Origin of the sequence: Cognatundibacterium aquatile (assembly GCF_014699135.1) — a bacterium.
Taxonomy (GTDB): Bacteria; Pseudomonadota; Gammaproteobacteria; order Burkholderiales; family Burkholderiaceae_D; genus Undibacterium; species Undibacterium aquatile.
On record NZ_JACOFT010000003.1, the window covers coordinates 687,403 to 705,528 of the forward strand.

15 protein-coding genes and 1 tRNA gene are annotated in these 18,126 nt (G+C 47.8%); 8 read left to right on the forward strand and 8 right to left on the reverse strand.

The window, feature by feature from the left end; translation table 11 throughout:
* Window positions 1-95: 95 nt before the first annotated feature.
* From H8K26_RS11600 to H8K26_RS11610, 3 genes are all read right to left on the reverse strand, one after another.
* Complete coding sequence (locus H8K26_RS11600) at window positions 96-806, reverse strand: tetratricopeptide repeat protein (RefSeq protein WP_190479644.1); 711 nt, start codon at window positions 804-806, stop codon at window positions 96-98.
* A 109-nt stretch (window positions 807-915) separates the two neighbouring features.
* Window positions 916-1,569, reverse strand: coding sequence for a DUF4272 domain-containing protein (locus H8K26_RS11605; protein WP_190479647.1), 654 nt, complete (start codon window positions 1,567-1,569; stop codon window positions 916-918).
* A gap of 231 nt (window positions 1,570-1,800) precedes the next feature.
* A complete protein-coding gene (locus tag H8K26_RS11610) occupies window positions 1,801-2,943 on the reverse strand; it encodes a glycosyltransferase family 9 protein (protein WP_190479649.1) in 1,143 nt (380 codons plus the stop codon).
* A 422-nt stretch (window positions 2,944-3,365) separates the two neighbouring features.
* Between H8K26_RS11610 and H8K26_RS11615 the strand changes: the two genes are divergently transcribed.
* Window positions 3,366-4,946: an isocitrate lyase gene (locus H8K26_RS11615; RefSeq protein WP_190479651.1), complete on the forward strand. Its 1,581-nt coding sequence runs from the start codon at window positions 3,366-3,368 to the stop codon at window positions 4,944-4,946.
* Window positions 4,947-5,112: 166 nt separating this feature from the next.
* Here the strand turns inward: H8K26_RS11615 and H8K26_RS11620 are convergent, their stop codons facing one another.
* On the reverse strand, window positions 5,113-6,981 hold the full coding sequence (locus H8K26_RS11620; protein WP_190479653.1) for an AI-2E family transporter: 1,869 nt from the start codon (window positions 6,979-6,981) through the stop codon (window positions 5,113-5,115).
* Between the two features lie 254 nt (window positions 6,982-7,235).
* Window positions 7,236-7,718 (reverse strand): MarR family winged helix-turn-helix transcriptional regulator, encoded by a 483-nt coding sequence (locus H8K26_RS11625; RefSeq protein ID WP_190479655.1) that lies wholly within the window; start codon window positions 7,716-7,718, stop codon window positions 7,236-7,238.
* A 58-nt stretch (window positions 7,719-7,776) separates the two neighbouring features.
* Here H8K26_RS11625 and H8K26_RS11630 point away from each other — a divergent pair, with 58 nt between their 5' ends.
* From H8K26_RS11630 to H8K26_RS11640, 3 genes are all read left to right on the forward strand, one after another.
* Entirely contained in the window at window positions 7,777-8,259 is a 483-nt protein-coding gene (locus tag H8K26_RS11630; RefSeq protein ID WP_190479656.1) for a carboxymuconolactone decarboxylase family protein, read from the forward strand.
* Between the two features lie 237 nt (window positions 8,260-8,496).
* Window positions 8,497-8,844 carry a GFA family protein gene (locus H8K26_RS11635; RefSeq protein WP_190479657.1) on the forward strand — a complete coding sequence of 116 codons (348 nt, stop codon included), beginning with the start codon at window positions 8,497-8,499 and terminating at the stop codon, window positions 8,842-8,844.
* A gap of 348 nt (window positions 8,845-9,192) precedes the next feature.
* Entirely contained in the window at window positions 9,193-9,525 is a 333-nt protein-coding gene (locus H8K26_RS11640) for a low molecular weight protein tyrosine phosphatase family protein (protein ID WP_223826974.1), read from the forward strand.
* 376 nt (window positions 9,526-9,901) lie between these two features.
* On the opposite strand, the gene H8K26_RS11645 is transcribed toward H8K26_RS11640, so the two are convergent.
* Window positions 9,902-9,991, reverse strand: a tRNA-Ser gene (locus H8K26_RS11645).
* Between the two features lie 89 nt (window positions 9,992-10,080).
* Window positions 10,081-10,545 carry a rhodanese-like domain-containing protein gene (locus tag H8K26_RS11650; protein WP_190479658.1) on the reverse strand — a complete coding sequence of 155 codons (465 nt, stop codon included), beginning with the start codon at window positions 10,543-10,545 and terminating at the stop codon, window positions 10,081-10,083.
* Window positions 10,546-11,106: 561 nt separating this feature from the next.
* Between H8K26_RS11650 and glnA the strand changes: the two genes are divergently transcribed.
* The 4 genes from glnA to ntrC all read left to right on the forward strand — a co-directional run bounded on the left by glnA (window position 11,107) and on the right by ntrC (window position 15,908).
* Entirely contained in the window at window positions 11,107-12,522 is a 1,416-nt protein-coding gene (gene glnA, locus H8K26_RS11655; RefSeq protein WP_186883304.1) for a type I glutamate--ammonia ligase, read from the forward strand.
* 127 nt (window positions 12,523-12,649) lie between these two features.
* Entirely contained in the window at window positions 12,650-13,138 is a 489-nt protein-coding gene (locus H8K26_RS11660) for a DUF4124 domain-containing protein (RefSeq protein ID WP_186896624.1), read from the forward strand.
* Window positions 13,139-13,230: 92 nt separating this feature from the next.
* Entirely contained in the window at window positions 13,231-14,316 is a 1,086-nt protein-coding gene (gene glnL, locus H8K26_RS11665; protein WP_186883306.1) for a nitrogen regulation protein NR(II), read from the forward strand.
* An 80-nt stretch (window positions 14,317-14,396) separates the two neighbouring features.
* A complete protein-coding gene (ntrC, locus tag H8K26_RS11670; RefSeq protein WP_190479659.1) occupies window positions 14,397-15,908 on the forward strand; it encodes a nitrogen regulation protein NR(I) in 1,512 nt (503 codons plus the stop codon).
* 173 nt (window positions 15,909-16,081) lie between these two features.
* Here the strand turns inward: ntrC and H8K26_RS11675 are convergent, their stop codons facing one another.
* Window positions 16,082-17,689, reverse strand: a complete 1,608-nt coding sequence (locus tag H8K26_RS11675) for an NAD(P)/FAD-dependent oxidoreductase (protein WP_190479660.1) — start codon at window positions 17,687-17,689, stop codon at window positions 16,082-16,084.
* Window positions 17,690-18,126 lie beyond the last annotated feature (437 nt).

Here is an 18,126-nt window from a genome sequence, read left to right on the forward strand (position 1 = left end):
TTTTCTGTTTAATTAATCGGCGTAGCTGACGATGACACTAAACTTTGCGAGGGAAAGATGGGCGGTCAGTGCATTGAATAAATTGTTGGCGGCGCTTACTTTTTAGCGCCGTCCTTTGGTTTCCAATCGTCTGCCAGCGCTTGTGCTTCCGCGATCTGATCTTTACTCATTTTTTTTGCGACATAGTCGCGATAGAGCACCGCGTCATCGTAGTCTCCGGCGAGCGTCAGCCATTTATAGGCTTCCGTCAGGTCAATGCGAAGACCTTTTCCCTTGAAGTACATGAGGCCGAGCTGGTATTGTGCACTGGCATTATTCTGCTCGGCGGCGAGTTCAAACAGTTCGCGGGCTTTTGTGTAATTGAGCGGCGCGCCCTGGCCATTCACATATAAAACGCCAAGGCTGTATTGTGCGTCGGCATAACCGAGTTCTGCTGCTTTTGTGAACCAGATAACGGCGGTCTTGTAGTCTGGTGCAACGCCTTTGGCTTTTGCATACATACGCGCCAGATTGACTTGCGCCCGGACATTATTTTGTTCCGCCGATTGCTGAAACAGTGCGCGTGCTTTCTGATAGTCTTGCTCTATACCTTCGCCGTTCAGATACATCAGTCCAAGGTTAAATTGGGCATCCGCGTTGCCTTTGTTTGCTGCGGACTGAAAAGACTTCGCGGCTTCGGTAAATTCCTGTTGCTCATACAAAGCGACACCATCCTCGAAATCACCGGCACAGACACTTTGCACTGTGAATCCTGACAGCGTGATGACGGAGAGTGCAACGAGGTGCTTGAAAGGGCGCGAATTCATATACAAGCCTTGAGATAACGGAAAAAATAGCGGATAAGGGATGAGCTATTCTAGTCGCTTTTATTTTGCCTTTGCGACTGGATTTAAAAATCCTTCACATAATCAGAATTCAGCCCGCCGTTTCTGTGCTGACCTTATCCCAGTCATTTTCATCATCGTATCGAATCAACCAGTTCACCACTTTGTGCCATTCATGTACGGCCACGGCATCCAGGCGGCCCGGGGTTGGCTTGCCAGTGATGTGGGCGTGGCGTACTGCCCAGTGCATGCGATACAGCAGATCAGCCCAGTCAAGCAATACGGACTTTGAACGCAGATGGATTTGTGATCGCAGACTGTCCGGGTGACTGGTAATTTGTTGCCACAATGGTTCTGCGATCGCCTCTTTATAACAACCATCAGGCATACCTATGGTTTTTTGTATGCCGCAACACCACGCCAGAAAATACAATGCGTCTGCGGATAACGCCGGGGCTGGCATCGCGGGATCAATTGAATGCTTCCGCATGAGTTGGCGTTCACCTTCGGAAAAATACGAATCGATCTGCTGCGTATGAATGACATCAAGCACCGTCGCCCGTTGTGGCGCATTCTGTAAGTGCCAGATGGAAGTCAGTGCGACCAGACGTTGAAAAACTTCGTCATTGCTGCGCGGTTGAATTTCATCTTCACTCTCGATGAGCGGTAATTGCAGATTGATACGTATGCCACGTTTGTGCAGCGTCAGTTCTGACAACTCTTTACGCAGTTCCGGAGATTTCATAACAGACAGAGATAAAAAAGGTCTGAGATTGTAACAGTGGCGGGCGGATATTCCTCATCTTGCTCTCCGGATGAAATCAATTTTCATCAAGCTGGACGTCGGAAATCAGCATGTCATCCATGATTTGCGACTCAGTACGCAAATTTATGGAAGCAGAAAAATGGGTGAAATTAAACGTTATCTGATTTGATCCGATTTAATCAGATTCTTTCAGCGGTTTGCACTCGCCTATCAGAAGGCGAGTGCTTCTTCTTGTATCTCAGGTTTTACGCAGTGACTCAGTTGCTCAATCACATTGTCGACACTGATGGCATCGACCCAGTCATGACGGTGAGTTGACGTAATCACTTTGCTGTGAATCTGATCGAGCGGCGCCCATTCAGGATTTTTTTGACGCATCAGCGCAATCACGGGCACATGTACTGCATTAGCAAGGTGCATCACAGCGGTTTCAACAGAAATGATTAAATCGCACCAGCTCAGCATTGCAGGTAACTGAAAGAAATTTTCCTGCGCTGAAAAAAACTGGGTATTTTTCAGATTGTATTCTTTTAAGGTTGCCTGAGTCTGTGCCAGCTTTTCTGGCGGCGCGCTGACGACGAAACATGCGCCACGCCAGGCTTTCATTGCTTGCATGGCTTTAATTAATTCGGCGACTTTTGCCAGCGGCCAGCAACGCTTATTAATCTTGGCAAACGGATTAATGAACACCACTTTGCATTTGGTTTTATCGAAACCCCATTTTTCCAATTGCAAGCGTGCTTGCTGCAGCCACTGTTTTGGAATGTTCACATACGGGAATAAGTCTTCTTCTTTGCTCTCGATTCCAAACGCCTGGTTAAACCAGTCTGCATAGATCGTGCTGATGTGCACTTGCTGACCTTGAAAGCGGTTTTCCAGAATCGTGGCATCTAATTTTTTGTAGGTAAAAAGATGATGCAGCTTCAACAGGCTGATCGGTTGTTTGATTCCAGCGATATACCCTTGCGGACTGAGTTTGCGCGCCAGCGAAGCATAGTGCTGAGGACGCAGAATGGAGAGTGAAACAACGATGGGATATTCCTCATTTTTCGCTTCCTGAATACTTTCTGCCAGCAATGCCGGGTTGTAAGTACGGCGATAAACCTTGCTGAACAAATCACAGTCGCTGACCCAGTCATACAGCGCATATTTTTCCAGAAATGGCCATTGGCGTTCATCGCGGGTGCGGCGTAACTCATCCACCCACAAATGCATTTCGATATGCGGATATGCCTGTGAAAATGCCTTAAAAGAATTTTGTAAATAGCTGAAGTCGCCGATAGCGAGCGGCGCGACGAATAATATTTTTTTTGTTTTTTTGAGTAAATCAGCGGGAATTTGTTGCGTGGACATGAAAGGGTGGTGCTTTTCAGAAGATGGAATTGTACTGACTTGGTTACAGTTTGACACAGATACGGAAATTTGGTTCCGTTGCTGACAGGAAAACATATTCGCGATTGTGCTTAAACAGTGAAGCATCTAATGCGAAATGGAATTCCATAGTGTGAAATTATTGCTGTAATTGCGACGGATATTTTATCTCATTTTCTGAAAATGTATTTCATATAGCAAAAATATGAATTTAAATTATTGAATATAAAGGAAAAAAATTAAGTTATATGTCTTATATAAGAGTTGGCTTGGTTTCCGAAATGGTCTATCATTAACCCATACAGTTTTGCTTCAACCTGCTGTTTTACCGGTTCGATTCTGAACAGATAGGGCGGCACACGATATTGCTTCGTTAATTTTTTTTACCTCTCTAGGAGATTCACATGTCACAGTATCAAGACGACATCAAAGCCGTTGCCGGACTCAAAGACAAACAAGGTAGTGCCTGGAACGCGATCAACCCTGAATCCGCTGCACGTATGCGCGCTCAGAACAAATTCAAAACTGGCCTGGATATCGCACGCTACACTGCGAAAATCATGCGTCAGGATATGGCTAATTACGATGCCGATCCTTCCAAATACACTCAGTCTCTGGGTTGCTGGCACGGTTTCATCGGTCAACAGAAGATGATTTCTATCAAGAAGCACTTCAACAGCACTGATCGTCGTTACTTATACCTGTCTGGCTGGATGGTTGCTGCATTGCGTTCTGAATTCGGCCCATTGCCAGATCAGTCCATGCATGAAAAAACTGCTGTTTCCGATCTGATCAGAGAACTCTACACTTTCCTGCGTCAGGCTGATGCACGTGAACTGGGCGGTTTGTTCCGTCAACTCGATGCTGCTGAAGGCGCTGCTAAACAAGCGATTCAAGACCAGATCGACAACCATGTAACGCACGTAGTACCTATCATCGCTGATATTGATGCCGGTTTCGGCAATGCTGAAGCGACTTATCTGCTGGCAAAACAGTTCATTGAAGCTGGTGCATGCTGTATCCAGGTTGAAAATCAGGTTTCTGATGAAAAACAATGTGGTCACCAGGACGGTAAAGTGACCGTTCCTCATGAAGACTTCCTCGCGAAGATCCGTGCGATCCGTTACGCATTCCTGGAACTCGGCGTGGATGACGGCATTATCGTTGCACGTACAGACTCTCTGGGTGCTGGCCTGACGAAACAAATCGCTGTGACACGTGAACCTGACGATCTGGGCGACAAATACAACTCCTTCCTTGACGTTGAAGAAGTATCAACAGACTCCATGGCGAATGGTGACGTTGTGATCAAACGTGATGGCAAATTGCTGCGTCCTAAACGTCTGCCAAGTAACTTGTTCCAGTTCCGTGCCGGTACAGGCGAAGAGCGTTGCGTACTCGATTGCATCACATCTCTGCAAAACGGCGCAGACTTGTTGTGGATCGAAACTGAAAAACCACATATCGCTCAGATCGGTGGCATGGTCAACGAAATCCGTAAAGTGATTCCAAATGCGAAACTGGTTTACAACAACAGCCCATCGTTCAACTGGACACTGAATTTCCGTCAACAAGTATTTGACAGCATGCAAGCAGCAGGCAAAGACGTATCTGCCTACGATCGCACTAAGCTGATGAGCGTTGACTATGACAATACAGAACTGGCGATCACTGCTGATGAAAAAATCCGTACATTCCAGGCTGATGCCGCTCGCGAAGCAGGTATTTTCCATCACCTGATCACTTTGCCGACTTACCATACTGCTGCTTTGTCCACTGACAATCTGGCTAAAGAATACTTCGGCGACCAAGGTATGCTGGGTTATGTTGCTGGCGTTCAGCGTAAAGAAATCCGTCAGGGTATCGCTTGCGTGAAACATCAGAACATGTCCGGTTCCGACATCGGTGATGATCACAAAGATTATTTCAGCGGTGAAGCTGCATTGAAAGCTGCTGGTAAAGACAACACAATGAATCAGTTCTGATAAAACTGCATGGTGAACATCAGGCTCACCATGTTCATAAAATAAACCCTGAAAATTGCTTGGCAGTTTTCAGGGTTTTTCTATGGGAAACCGATATCTGAGGTCGGCATTCGCGTTCTAAACGCAAACGCTGATGCCAGCGTCAATGCAGACGCCAGATGACCGCTTAATGTAACGGTGCTCTGTCCGGTGCAACGAATGCCAGCCCTTCTTCAAATGAGCGCAACACCATATCGACATGTTTATTCACCGCCGATTGTTCTGCCAGATTTTCTTCAGAGAGCAGACGAATAGTCACGATCAGCGCATGTGGAAGATTGCTGCGAAGCTCATTCACAATGGGAATCCAGTCTGCAAGTGTGGACGCAAGCGGATAGGTGATAAATACCGTTGAAACGATATTTGCCCCATCTTCCCCCGGATCTTCATGATGATCGCCAAAAGAAAAACTACGCGCATCGATGTTCACTTCCCGTAGTGCCATTACGAACAGCTCGCTCAGCAAGTCATCGCGTTCGCTGTCAAAACCCGCGCATAAAACGACCGAACGTGATGGCACATTCAGTGAGCCTTGCCAGCGACCCAGGCGCTTTTTACGCATCTGTCGTAAATGCGCGCCGACATTGGCATCCAACATGGAAACGGCACGTCGCTTACGATTTTTATCGTCACCATAGGATGCCTGACTGACCGTTTCAGCGAGTGTGGCAATCGTTGCGCGAATTTTATTTTGCTGTGTTTTCTCCAGCAATCCATTTTCAAAATCATGTGCTCCAAGAGACAGCCCCGGAATCAGGATGTGATCACAATATTTGGCAAAACTGAATTTACGCAAAAACACTTGCGCGTCGGTCACGATGGCATCGGTATCTGCGGCCAGTAAACGATGGAAAAAACGGTGTGCCTCATCCACGTTCGGCGTGTCCGCAAATAATATCGTGATCGGTTCCAGCGCGCTGACATGACGCCCGGCAACGACCAGACATAAAGTCAGCGGCGTTGACAGCAGCAGACCAATCGGTCCCCACAGCGCACCCCAGAACAAGGCCGATACCATCACGGCGAGCGGTGATAGTCCAGAACTGTGCCCATACACTTTGGGCTCCACCCAGTTCGCGACCAACACTTCGGTCGCACCGAAAAAGGACATGCAGACGATCGCCAGAGTCCAGCCGGGATCAATCGCTGCGACGAACATCGTAATCATGCCTCCCGCAATCAATGCACCCAGATATGGAATAAAACGTAATAAGCCGCTTAAGGTGCCGAACAGAAATGCATGCGGCACGCCCACCGCCCATAAGGCGATGGAGACGATGATCGCGAATGCGGTGTTGACCAGAAATTGCGAAAAGAAAAAGCGCGAGACGCCTTCCGTTGCGTCCCCCAACGCCTTGATCGTGCGGCCAACTTCGCTTTGCCCTGTCAGACGTATTGCCCGATCACGCAAAGATTCATGATCAAGCAGAATAAATATCAGCAATACAAAAACCAGAAACGCCTCGCCGACCGGCCCGGAAATGGATGACAGCAAACGCGTGATCGTTTCAGTCGTGCTTGGTTGCGGTGTGCGAATGACGACCGGAACTGGTTGGCTTTGTCCTGCAGGTAAAACCCTTTCATTTGGTGTTGCCGGTTCTGCCGCCGGGAAATTATTCGATGACACGGCCTTCATTTCCGCCTCGATGTGCGCAAATGGCCGCTCAGTGATCTGCCTCACCATTGCCAGCTTGGATTGAATCGCCGCGCGATATTGCGGAATTTCAGTCGTCACGCTGACTAACTGCGAGGCCAGAATCACACCGATGCCAACGAGGCCCGCAGCGACGAAAAGTACCGCACTGAAGGTAGCAGTGATACGCCCCAGTCCGAATCGTCGCAGGCTGCGTATCAGCGGTGCGATGATCAGGCTCAGTATCGATGCCAGTACGATAGGTTCCAACACCTCTCGTCCAAAATGCAGCAGAGCCAGAACGCAAATAAGACTGACCAGTGACGTCGCGGTTGAGCGTGCAACAGAAGGGGAATTAGGCATGTGTAAATCCGGAAGAGGCAATCGTAAAACGGTAAGGCTGCGAAACAGCGATTATATTTAAAGCGGCACTGAATGGTGCAGCATTATCAGTGTGACATAAAAATTTGTTGCACTGACAGGCGCTTGCGGCGCAATCTGCCGCGAGAGATAAATGATGACGAACGACGATGAATGGATACGAGTGAGATATGGGCAGTGAATATGGGGGGAATATGGGCGATGATATAAGTCGAGCCCGAACGCCCGAAGACTGATCACGCCATATTATCGAGGCGTTTGGCGACCGCGACCAGCCATTGACGGATAACGGTTTCGTCTTCCGCACAAACGTCGGCCAGTAACTCTTTTTCAGCGGCACTGACGGCTGCTTTGCAGTGCTTTAGTAAACGCCGGCCAGCAGGGGTCATCTGAATAATTTGTATCCGTCCATGTTCGGCATGCGGTGTTCGAGAAACGATTTCTGCCCGCTCCAGATTACCGATAATCACACTCATTGTTTGCGGTGTCAGTAACGAGAGCCGCGCGAGCTCGGCACCAGATGCATCGGGATATGCCGCCAGCATCGTCAGTACCGAAAACTGAGGCAGCGTCACGCCCATGGCTTGTAAGGTTTTCTCCATTCTGATTCTGTGAGCCGCATGTGCCTGCCTGAGCAGGTAACCAATGTGGCCGTCTTCGCCACGTTTGCCTTCGCCTATTGCAGGAATGGATGTGCTGTGCAGTCGCGTCTTGCGCATGATGTAAGAATTCGTATATTATTGTTCGAATTCTTATATTAACTCTTTTGCTCCTGATATGACAACACTAATGCAGCGTGGATTTGACTGGTCATCCTATGAAAAAACAGCGCCGGGCGTGATCGCGGCGCTGAGCCAGTTGGGTAAAGCTATTGATGAATCCGGCTTGGAAAAATCGCTGACTGAACTCATCAAACTAAGAGCATCACAGATGAATGGCTGCGCATTCTGCCTGCAGTTTCATTTAAATCTGGCGCGCAAAATACAACTGCCTCAGCAAAAAATTGATTTACTGGCGGCGTGGCGGGATACGGAAATTTACTCTGCCCGTGAACGTGCCGCACTGGCATGGACCGAAGCGCTGACTTTGATGTCGCAACAGCACATCGCGACGGAGGTATATGCGGAATTGGCTGCCTCATTCAGCCCGACGGAAATCGCTTTTCTGACTGCCGCGATCGGTGCCATTAATGCGTGGAATCGCATCGCTGGCGCTTTACAGTTTGCGCCGCCTTTTCCTACCAGTTCAGCGGCGCGTTAATTTTAGGATTTTAAGAAATTTGAGAAAATGTCTGCGCATTTCTCGCCACTGTTTGCATCAGATGCGCTCACCGTGGAATGATAATATCGGCAGATTCGTCGTGCTGTGAAATACTCACGCACTTCATCAGCGGCTGGCGCTGCACCATCGGTAATTAAGCATGTGGCAGTCACAGCAAGAACCAATGCAGTTAAGCCGTCGCCATCAAGGAGTCACAGATAAATGAACATACGCCCTATGCAAAAATATCTTGGAAGTTGCCACTGCGGTGCCGTGCGCTTTCAGATCGAAACGGATTTTCCGGAGTTGACCATGTGTGATTGCAGCATCTGCCGCCGTAAAAATGCGCTGATGGTCAAGGTGCATGAAAGTCAATTTCAATTGCTAACAGGCGAAGAGTCGCTCACCGAGTATCAGTTTCACACCAAAACCGCGCGGCACTTCTTTTGCAAAGTCTGTGGCATCTATCCATTCCACCGCAAACGGGTGACGCCAGACAACCTCGGCATCAACGTCCACTGCCTCGAAGGCTTTGACCCAACGGACATCCCCGTGCGTCAGGCCGTTGGCGCAGCCATGTTGTAAGCCCTGCGCACATCTGCGGCACCGCTACGCACGTAGTTTTGCCATATCGCATCCATGTCCCGCGGCCAAATCCATAGCGCAGGCATCGTAAAACGCCTGCGACATGCATTTATTGTGCTTTGCGCGTCTGAAAATACTGGGGGGAGTATATTTAAAGCCCCTTATTTTCTGCTGAGAATAAGGCATTTTTGACACATACTCCCCTGTTTTTATATAAATGATGGGAATGAGCGAGTGATTTTGTGCTTGCAGCAACCTGACTTACAATTTACCCATTGTTTCGAGATCGGCATTCAATGGAAATAGCTCTTTGATGCCCTCGTGTTAAACCTCAGGACTCTAAAAACTTTGCAACGCGTTCTCTTTATCTGCAGCATGAACCGCTGGCGCAGCCCGACTGCTGAACAAGTCTATTCTGATCATCCAGGTATCCAGTGCGCTTCGGCAGGCCTTAATCGCAACGCTGAGAATCCACTGACGCCCGAACTCGTGGAGTGGGCTGAATTGATCTTTGTGATGGAGCGAAAGCATAAGACGAAGTTATCCAGTGAATTTCGGCCGCACCTTCTTGGTAAGCGGGTGATCTGTCTGAACATCCCAGACAACTACAAGTTCATGGATTCAAAGCTCATTGCATTGCTTCATGCAAAAGTTGATGCGTTTCTTCCTCACCATGGTTAGTGCTTTAATTGCTTAATTTAGCTCAATCGTGTCGATGCGTTTTCAACAAGGCTTAGCTATACCGCCATCTGTATTTTTTACATCCCTGCATCTCAAATTGACCTATATGCCCAGACTCCGGTAGCTATCGTCTTCAAATTATCAATAAGCGATGGTTTGGTCTTAGTCTTAGCAGGGGCTGTTTGGTCGTAAAGCGTGCGTGCTTTGCGATGCTGATCTGCGAAGGGGCTCATCAAATGAGTTATGCAGCGGGAAGACGGGGCTGGGAGGGCTGCTTTATTATAAAACGCAGAATAAATTCGCCGAGTAAAGGCAGGGCAATACTCGTGAAACCAAAAGAAAAAGCTCTTGAAAAAATCAAGGGCTTTTCTAATTCTGGCGGAGAAGGGGGGATTCGAACCCCCGGTAGGGATAAACCTACGCACGCTTTCCAGGCGTGTGACTTAAACCACTCATCCACCTCTCCTGCTTTTCGCCAATTCCAGATCAGCGAAGCTCGCTATTCTAGCAAAGTATTGAGGCGGATGGAAGTATGTTTTTAATGTATTTGAAATATCATGCGCCAAGCCACGGTAAATCGTTGGCGCACCAGCCCACGACTGTTTTTCTGTGGCCATGCGCATCTCTGTCTCCTTCAAAGCCTTGCAGGATGTCAAAACATTGGGTGTAGCCGGATTCGCTGGCGAGTTTTGCGGCATGACGTGAGCGCACACCTGAACGACACAGAAAAAGAATGACGGTATTTTTGTCGGCGGTGATGGTGGCGAGTTGCTGTAAGAAATCAGGGTTTTGCGCTCCGCCCGGATACAGGCTCCACTGCACCGCAAAATGTTGAGTGTCGTGAATCACGACCTTACCAACCCAATCACGTTCGGCATTGGTGCGGACGTCAACGAGGATGCAATCCGGATTCGACTGCAATAGTTCAAAGGCCTCAATGGGAGTGACCGCTCCGGCATACGGAAGCGATTGTTCCTGTGCGCGTTGTCGGGCAGACGTGAGTGTGGTGTTGCTAGACATAGTTAATCCAGTGCAGGCAGTTTGTGTGGGCATTTTCATTGAATTATGCATGAAGCGACACGTGTATGCATCGCTTCCGTGCGGTTTGATTGGTGGTGCGTATAAAATTCAGTTGTTAGCAGGCTCTGCGTCTGAGATAGATAATTTGCATACAAATCAGTAGTCATATGAGAGCGCACACTGAGAGCGCACGCAATATTGGCGACAGCTATGCTGACGGCGGCGCACCTATTTTACAGTGCACATTAATGGTGCAATCATTTGCACCTAAAAAGTGCGCTCAGTTTTTTCATATACTTATTTTGTTTTTTTTGGTGCGTCACCAGAAGCTTTTGATTCTTGATTTTGATTAAACGTTTTAAAAACAAGGTGTTAGCGATAATTTTCTGTCGTTGTATGGATTCTGGAATATGGCATAGTTTCTGCTATTATTGTTCACGGAGTTGAGCGGTCAGATGATTATGCAGAAAGAAAATTAACGACAGGTTTCTTTTGTCAGGATGGCAGAACGAAGGCTCAGTAATCCCCGATTTATTTTTAGCGCTACTTGAGGAGTTTCACATGGCAATGACAGCTGCAGAAGTTTTGAAGATGGCGAAAGATAACGAAGTGAAATTCGTTGATTTTCGTTTCGCAGATACACGCGGTAAAGAACAGCACGTGACTGTGCCTGTTTCTCACTTCGATATCGATAAGTTCGAATCTGGCCATGCATTTGATGGCTCTTCTATTGCGGGCTGGAAAGGTATCGAAGCTTCTGACATGTTGTTGATGCCAGATCCAAATACAGCGAATATCGATCCATTTATGGAAGAAACCACATTGTTTATGCAATGTGACGTCATCGAGCCTTCCGATGGCAAAGGTTACGACCGTGATCCACGTTCTATCGCAAAACGCGCGGAAGCTTATCTGAAATCTTCCGGTATCGGCGATACAGCCTATTTTGGTCCTGAACCAGAATTCTTTATTTTTGATGGCGTACGCTGGAAAATCGACATGTCTGGTTGCTTCGTTAAGATTGATTCTGAAGAAGCTTCCTGGACTACAGGTGAAAAACTGGAAGGTGGCAATACTGGTCATCGTCCTACAGTCAAGGGCGGTTACTTCCCAGTTCCTCCAGTCGACAGTTTCCAGGACATGCGCTCTGAAATGTGCCTGATTCTGGAATCTTTGGGCATTCCAGTGGAAGTGCATCACCATGAAGTTGCTGGCGCTGGTCAAAATGAAATCGGCACAAAATTCTCTACATTGGTAGAACGTGCTGACTGGACACAAAACCTGAAATATGTTGTCTGGAACGTGGCTCATACCTACGGCAAAACAGCGACTTTCATGCCTAAACCTATCGTTGGTGACAATGGTTCCGGTATGCACGTGCATCAATCGATCTGGAAAGATGGCAAAAACCTGTTCGCAGGCGACGGCTATGCTGGCTTGTCTGATTTCGCTCTGTACTACATCGGCGGCATCATCAAACATGCTAAAGCATTGAATGCGATCACGAATCCAGGTACTAACTCGTACAAGCGTCTGGTTCCAGGCTACGAAGCACCGGTGAAACTGGCGTACTCTGCTAAAAACCGTTCTGCATCTATCCGCATTCCTTACGTTGCGAATCCAAAAGGCCGTCGCGTTGAGGCGCGCTTCCCAGATCCACTGGCAAACCCATATCTGTGCTTCTCTGCACTGATGATGGCAGGTCTGGATGGTGTACAGAATAAGATTCACCCAGGTGAAGCAGCATCTAAAGATTTGTACCATTTGCCACCAGAGGAAGATGCATTGGTTCCAACAGTGTGCGCGTCTCTGGAAGAAGCCTTGGATGCACTGAATAAAGATCGCGAATTCCTGACTCGTGGTGGTGTGTTCAGCGACAGTATGCTCGACGCTTACATTGAACTGAAAATGCAGGAAGTTCAACGTATGCGCATGACTACGCATCCTGTTGAATTTGACATGTACTATTCCCTGTAATTGCAAGGGATGCTATAAAAGCGGGGGCAACCCCGCTTTTTTTGTTTTGTTACTGCGCGTAACGTGGAATTGTGAATATGCGCAGCATCGCATACACTACACCTCTGTTTTTGACTAGTGATTGAATATGAAGCGACTATTGATTGGTTTTATTTCGTTAATCGCCATCCAAAATATTGCCCACGCGCAGGCTGATGTGTTTTTATGCGTCGATGATAATGGCAAGAAAGAGTATAAAAATACGGGTGCAACGAAAGGCTGTAAGAGAGTCGAGTTGCCCGGTATTACGGTTGTTCCTGCCCCGGCTTTACCTTCCACTCCCAAGAAAACACAGGCAAAATCCGCTTCTAGCCCTGCAGATTTCCCTAAGGTTGACGAGGGAACACAAAAGGCCAGAGATTCGGATCGCCGGCAAATTTTGTTGGATGAGCTCAAAGCGGAAGAGCAAAAACTGGCTGATTTGAAAAAAGAGTACAACAATGGTGAGCCTGAGCGTCGTGGTGATGAGCGTAATTACGCAAAATATCAGGAACGCACCGGAATGATGAAAGATAACATCAGCCGCACCGAAAAGAACATTGAGGCATTGCGGCGTGAAATTTCCAACCTAAAATAATGCAAAATCTCTGCTTTCCCTGCAAGAAATTGAATCGGCGGGCATGATGCTTGCATAATAAGGTCGCACTATGCGGCCTTTTTTTATGGATTATGGTGAAAAATTCTCTCTCTATTCTGCCGGCATTCGCCGGACTTGAGCTGCTCAGCTCTGCTGTCATCGTGTTTAATGCTGACGGTAGTATCAAGTTCGCTAATCCAGCAGCGGAGATATTGCTGGATTGTTCAGCGAAATCCCTGATCGACCAAAAGCTCAATGCTTTATTTTTAAATGGCGATGCTTTGTTGGCGGTGTTTCATCAGGCCGTCGCCCATCATTTCGCTGATAAGCGTCAGGATCTGACCTTGGAGCGGGCTGGCAGAGAGCCTTTGCATGTGCATAGCATCGTCACAGCATTAGATAATCCTGAAACACCAGTGTTGATTGAATTTCGGGAAAACGTCCAGCAACTCAAGCTGGATCGGGAAGAGAGGATGCTCGATCAGAGCAAGGCAAATAAGGAGCTGATCCGTAACCTCGCGCATGAAATTAAAAATCCACTCGGTGGTATCCGCGGAGCGGCACAGTTGCTTGAGTTGGAATTGCCGGAGCGCCAGCTCAAGGAATTGCGCGAGTATACGCAAGTCATCATCAAAGAGGCAGATCGCTTGCAGACGCTGGTTGATCGTTTGCTTGCTCCTCACCGTCTCCCCCATATAGTAGGTGATGTCAATATTCATGAAGTGTGCGAGCGGGTCCGCAGTCTGATTGTGGCCGAATTTCCGCAGGGGCTGACAATTCACAGGGATTACGATTTGTCGATACCGGAATTCCGCGGCGATAAGGAGCAGTTGATACAGTCAGTACTGAATATCGCCCACAACGCCGCACAGGCGTTAGCGGAGCGAATTCGTCACGGAGATGCGGAGCTGACTTTTAAAACCCGTGTCGTCAGGCAGATTACTTTGGCGAAGGTCAGATACAGGTTGGCATTAGACTTGCATATCATTGATAACGGTCCTGGAATCCCGCCTGAAATTTTTCACCGCATTTTTTATCCTTTAGTTTCAGGAAGAGATGGTGGCAGCGGACTTGGACTGACTCTGGCGCAAACCTTTGTCGATCAGCACTTGGGTGTAATTGAATGCGAGAGTCGTCCCGGTTGTACTGATTTCAGAATCCTTATTCCTCTGCCTTAAGGTTGGACGAGGAAACGCTTTATTAGTGCAAGTTAGCGCCTTTGCTAATCAATATGTTCAAACCTGGAACTAAAAAAAATATGAAACCTATTTGGATAGTGGATGACGATGATTCAATTCGCTGGGTGCTTGAGAAAGCGCTCGCAAGAGAAAATCTGACGACCAAGAGCTTTACAAATGCGCGCGATGCCATGACTGCTTTGCAGTCAGATACGCCACAGGTATTGGTTTCTGATATTCGCATGCACGGCGCCTCTGGCTTGGAACTGTTGCAAACCGTCAAAGCTAAGCATCCCGGCTTGCCAGTGATTATCATGACCGCGTTCTCGGATCTGGATTCTGCTGTCGCTGCTTTCCAAGGCGGGGCATTTGAATACTTAGCCAAACCATTTGATCTTGATAAAGCGGTTGAATTGATTCGTCGTGCACTCGATGAGAGTCTGCGCGAATCCAGCGTCGAACAAACGATTTCTGAAGCGCCGGAAATTCTTGGTCACGCACCTGCAATGCAGGATGTTTTTCGTGCGATAGGGCGTTTATCGCAGTCGAACGTGACAGTATTAATTACCGGTGAATCAGGTAGTGGTAAAGAGTTGGTTGCTCGCGCCCTGCATAAGCATAGCCCGCGATCATCCCAGCCTTTTATCGCGCTGAATACTGCCGCGATTCCTAAGGATTTATTAGAGTCTGAATTATTTGGTCACGAGCGCGGCGCGTTTACCGGGGCGCAGACGACACGACGTGGTCGTTTTGAGCAAGCAGAGGGCGGCACTTTATTTCTCGATGAAATTGGCGACATGCCATTCGATTTACAGACAAGATTATTGAGGGTGCTGTCGGATGGCCATTTTTATCGGGTGGGCGGTCATCAGCCGATGAAGGCGAATGTACGTGTGATTGCAGCGACCCATCAAAATCTTGAAACCAGAGTCCGCGAAGGTTTGTTTCGCGAGGATTTGTACCATCGCTTGAATGTTATTCGCTTGCGTTTGCCTAGTTTGCGTGAACGTCGTGAAGATATTCCTGTGCTGGCGAAATTTTTCTTATCTCAAAGTGCGAAGCAACTGGGTGTCGAGGTCAAACGTTTATCTGAGTCTGCTTTGCAGTTTTTGTCAGGATTGGATTTCCCTGGAAATGTCCGGCAATTAGAAAATCTGTGTAACTGGATTACCGTCATGGCGCCAGGTCAGACGGTGGAGATCCCGGATTTACCGCAGGATTTGTTGCCCTCAGGTGAGCAAGGTAACGGGGGAGCAATGACGGCGCATAGGGCTGAGGCAGAGCCCTATATCAGCAGCCCTTCTGAGGCGACCCCGGTGCATCACTCACATATTTCTGCCCCCGATCGCCAGCTCCATCCTGCGCAAAGCTGGATTGAGCTTTTAGAAGAAGAGGCAATGACGATGCTGTCGCAAGGACAGCCAGAGGTCATTGTGAAATTAGGCGATAAGTTTGAAGCAATCGTGATTAAGGCTGCGCTCAAATATACACATGGACGGAAAAATGATGCTGCTGTCCGGCTGGGAATCGGACGTAACACGATCACGCGCAAAATACATGAGTTGGGTATCGACGGCGCAAAAGATGACTGAACTGTTATCCAGTTACATGAAATTTTAACCCTCTGAATTCCGCAGCGGTTTTGAAGCGGTGCAGTTCTGATGTTTTTGGTGTTAACGAGATACGGGCAATTTCAAGATGAATCCGATTCACCTTGAAATTGCCCGTTCTTAATTGGTCTGCTATTCGTTAGTTGTATATCGAGTTAGCTGTCAGCATTGATGGACAGTGCTACTGCTTCCGCAATTTTGATGCCATCAACACCTGCTGAAAGAATACCTCCTGCATATCCTGCACCTTCGCCAGCCGGGTAAAGTCCTTTGGTGTTCAGGCTTTGCAAGCTATCGTCAGTTCTCTTAATGCGAATGGGTGATGATGTCCGGGTTTCTATGCCAGTCAGGATGCCATCGTTCATCGCAAAGCCTTTGATCTTTTTATCGAATTCAGGAATTGCTTCGCGTATCGCGTTAATCGCAAAATCAGGTAAGGCGTCGGCCAGATTACAAAGTGTTACGCCAGGTTTGTATGACGGAGTCACATTACCCAGTTCTGTTGATTTGATCCCTTTAATGAAATCGCCGATAAGCTGCCCTGGTGCATTGTAACTTTCACCGCCCATTTTGTAAGCGCGTTCTTCGAGTTTGCGCTGCAAATCAATACCTGCAAGAGGATTCCCCGGGTAATCTTCCGGAGAAATGCCGACGACAATGGCGCTGTTTGCATTGCGTTCATTGCGCGAATACTGACTCATCCCGTTGGTTACCACACGCCCTGGCTCCGATGTCGCAGCGACAACCGTCCCTCCGGGGCACATGCAGAAGCTATACACCGAGCGGCCATTCTTTGCGTGATGCACCAGTTTGTAATCCGCGGCACCCAGAATTTCATTTCCTGCGTTCGGACCAAAGCGCGCTTTGTCGATGACGGATTGCGGGTGTTCGATACGAAAGCCAATTGAAAATGGTTTAGCTTCAATATAAACGCCCTTATCGTAGAGCATCTGGAATGTGTCACGGGCGCTATGGCCGATCGCAAGAACAACGTGATTTGATTCGATGTATTCGCCATCATTCACGCGCACTCCACAGACTTCACCATTTTTGATATCGATATCCGTTACTTTTTGCTCAAAACGAATCTCGCCGCCAAGTGTTTCAATGTTATGCCGCATCTCTTCTATCATCTTCACCAGCCGAAAGGTGCCTATGTGAGGCTTGCTGACATACAGAATTTCTTCCGGCGCTCCTGCCTTCACAAATTCAGTGATTACTTTTCTACCGTAATGCTTTGGGTCTTTGATCTGACTGTACAGTTTTCCATCAGAAAATGTTCCTGCTCCGCCTTCTCCAAATTGCACATTTGATTCTGGATGGAGTTCACGCTTACGCCATAATCCCCAGGTGTCTTTTGTGCGTTCCCTGACGGTTTTTCCTCGCTCGAGAACGATGGGGCGATATCCCATCTCTGCCAGTAATAATGCAGCGAACAGACCGCAAGGTCCGAAACCGATAACAATTGGACGTTTAAATTTATTATCGTGAACATGTGCAACGAACTTATAGCTGGTGTCTGGTGTGGCAGAAATATTTGATTGCTTGTTCAGACGAGTCAGTGCCTCAGATTCATTTTTTAATTCTACGTCGATGGTGTAGATCAGAATAATTGCAGTTTTCTTTCGTGCATCGTAGCTTCGCTTAAATATATTGAAGCCGATAAGATCTGATTCAGGAATTGCTAATTGTTCCAGTATCGCCCTTTTTAATGCAGATTCAGGGTGATCTAAAGAGAGTTTTAAGTCGGTGATGCGTAACATAGGTGGTGTCCGTAAAACTAATCAGTAAAAACTGTTTAGTAATTTAATTCTGCGTAAAAGTAATATTTTACCTGTTACCGTAAAGGCAGCAGTTAATTGTTGCCCAGAACAAGAGCTGTTGCGCCGAATGTCCATGCCGTTGTGATTCGCATATTCATTAAAATAATTTGCCATGTTTATTGCGAAGGCTTGGAGGTTTTGCTATAGTTCGGCTCCCGCTGAAAGGCGGGGGAAGAAAGTGAAGCGCTGCAAGTAAAAAAGCAGCCCGCACAGTCAACAGACCGAAGTCAGGCCAAGTGATCCGATTGGTGCCCGCACAACAAAATGCGGACGCTGAGAAGAAAAAGCGAAGCGAAAGGGCGAAGGGAGTTGACAGTGAGTGAGAAGTACTTCATAATCTCGTTTCTCTGCTGCTGACGCACACAACGATGCGAAGC

Bases quoted from the DNA above. Each gene is read 5' to 3' on its own strand.
- H8K26_RS11600 (WP_190479644.1), bottom strand. From the start codon at position 806: ATGAATTCGCGCCCTTTCAAGCACCTCGTTGCACTCTCCGTCATCACG.
- H8K26_RS11605 (WP_190479647.1), bottom strand. From the start codon at position 1,569: ATGAAATCTCCGGAACTGCGTAAAGAGTTGTCAGAACTGACGCTGCAC.
- H8K26_RS11610 (WP_190479649.1), bottom strand. From the start codon at position 2,943: ATGTCCACGCAACAAATTCCCGCTGATTTACTCAAAAAAACAAAAAAA.
- H8K26_RS11615 (WP_190479651.1), top strand. From the start codon at position 3,366: ATGTCACAGTATCAAGACGACATCAAAGCCGTTGCCGGACTCAAAGAC.
- H8K26_RS11620 (WP_190479653.1), bottom strand. From the start codon at position 6,981: ATGCCTAATTCCCCTTCTGTTGCACGCTCAACCGCGACGTCACTGGTC.
- H8K26_RS11625 (WP_190479655.1), bottom strand. From the start codon at position 7,718: ATGCGCAAGACGCGACTGCACAGCACATCCATTCCTGCAATAGGCGAA.
- H8K26_RS11630 (WP_190479656.1), top strand. From the start codon at position 7,777: ATGACAACACTAATGCAGCGTGGATTTGACTGGTCATCCTATGAAAAA.
- H8K26_RS11635 (WP_190479657.1), top strand. From the start codon at position 8,497: ATGCAAAAATATCTTGGAAGTTGCCACTGCGGTGCCGTGCGCTTTCAG.
- H8K26_RS11650 (WP_190479658.1), bottom strand. From the start codon at position 10,545: ATGTCTAGCAACACCACACTCACGTCTGCCCGACAACGCGCACAGGAA.
- glnA (WP_186883304.1), top strand. From the start codon at position 11,107: ATGGCAATGACAGCTGCAGAAGTTTTGAAGATGGCGAAAGATAACGAA.
- H8K26_RS11660 (WP_186896624.1), top strand. From the start codon at position 12,650: ATGAAGCGACTATTGATTGGTTTTATTTCGTTAATCGCCATCCAAAAT.
- glnL (WP_186883306.1), top strand. From the start codon at position 13,231: ATGGTGAAAAATTCTCTCTCTATTCTGCCGGCATTCGCCGGACTTGAG.
- ntrC (WP_190479659.1), top strand. From the start codon at position 14,397: ATGAAACCTATTTGGATAGTGGATGACGATGATTCAATTCGCTGGGTG.
- H8K26_RS11675 (WP_190479660.1), bottom strand. From the start codon at position 17,689: ATGTTACGCATCACCGACTTAAAACTCTCTTTAGATCACCCTGAATCT.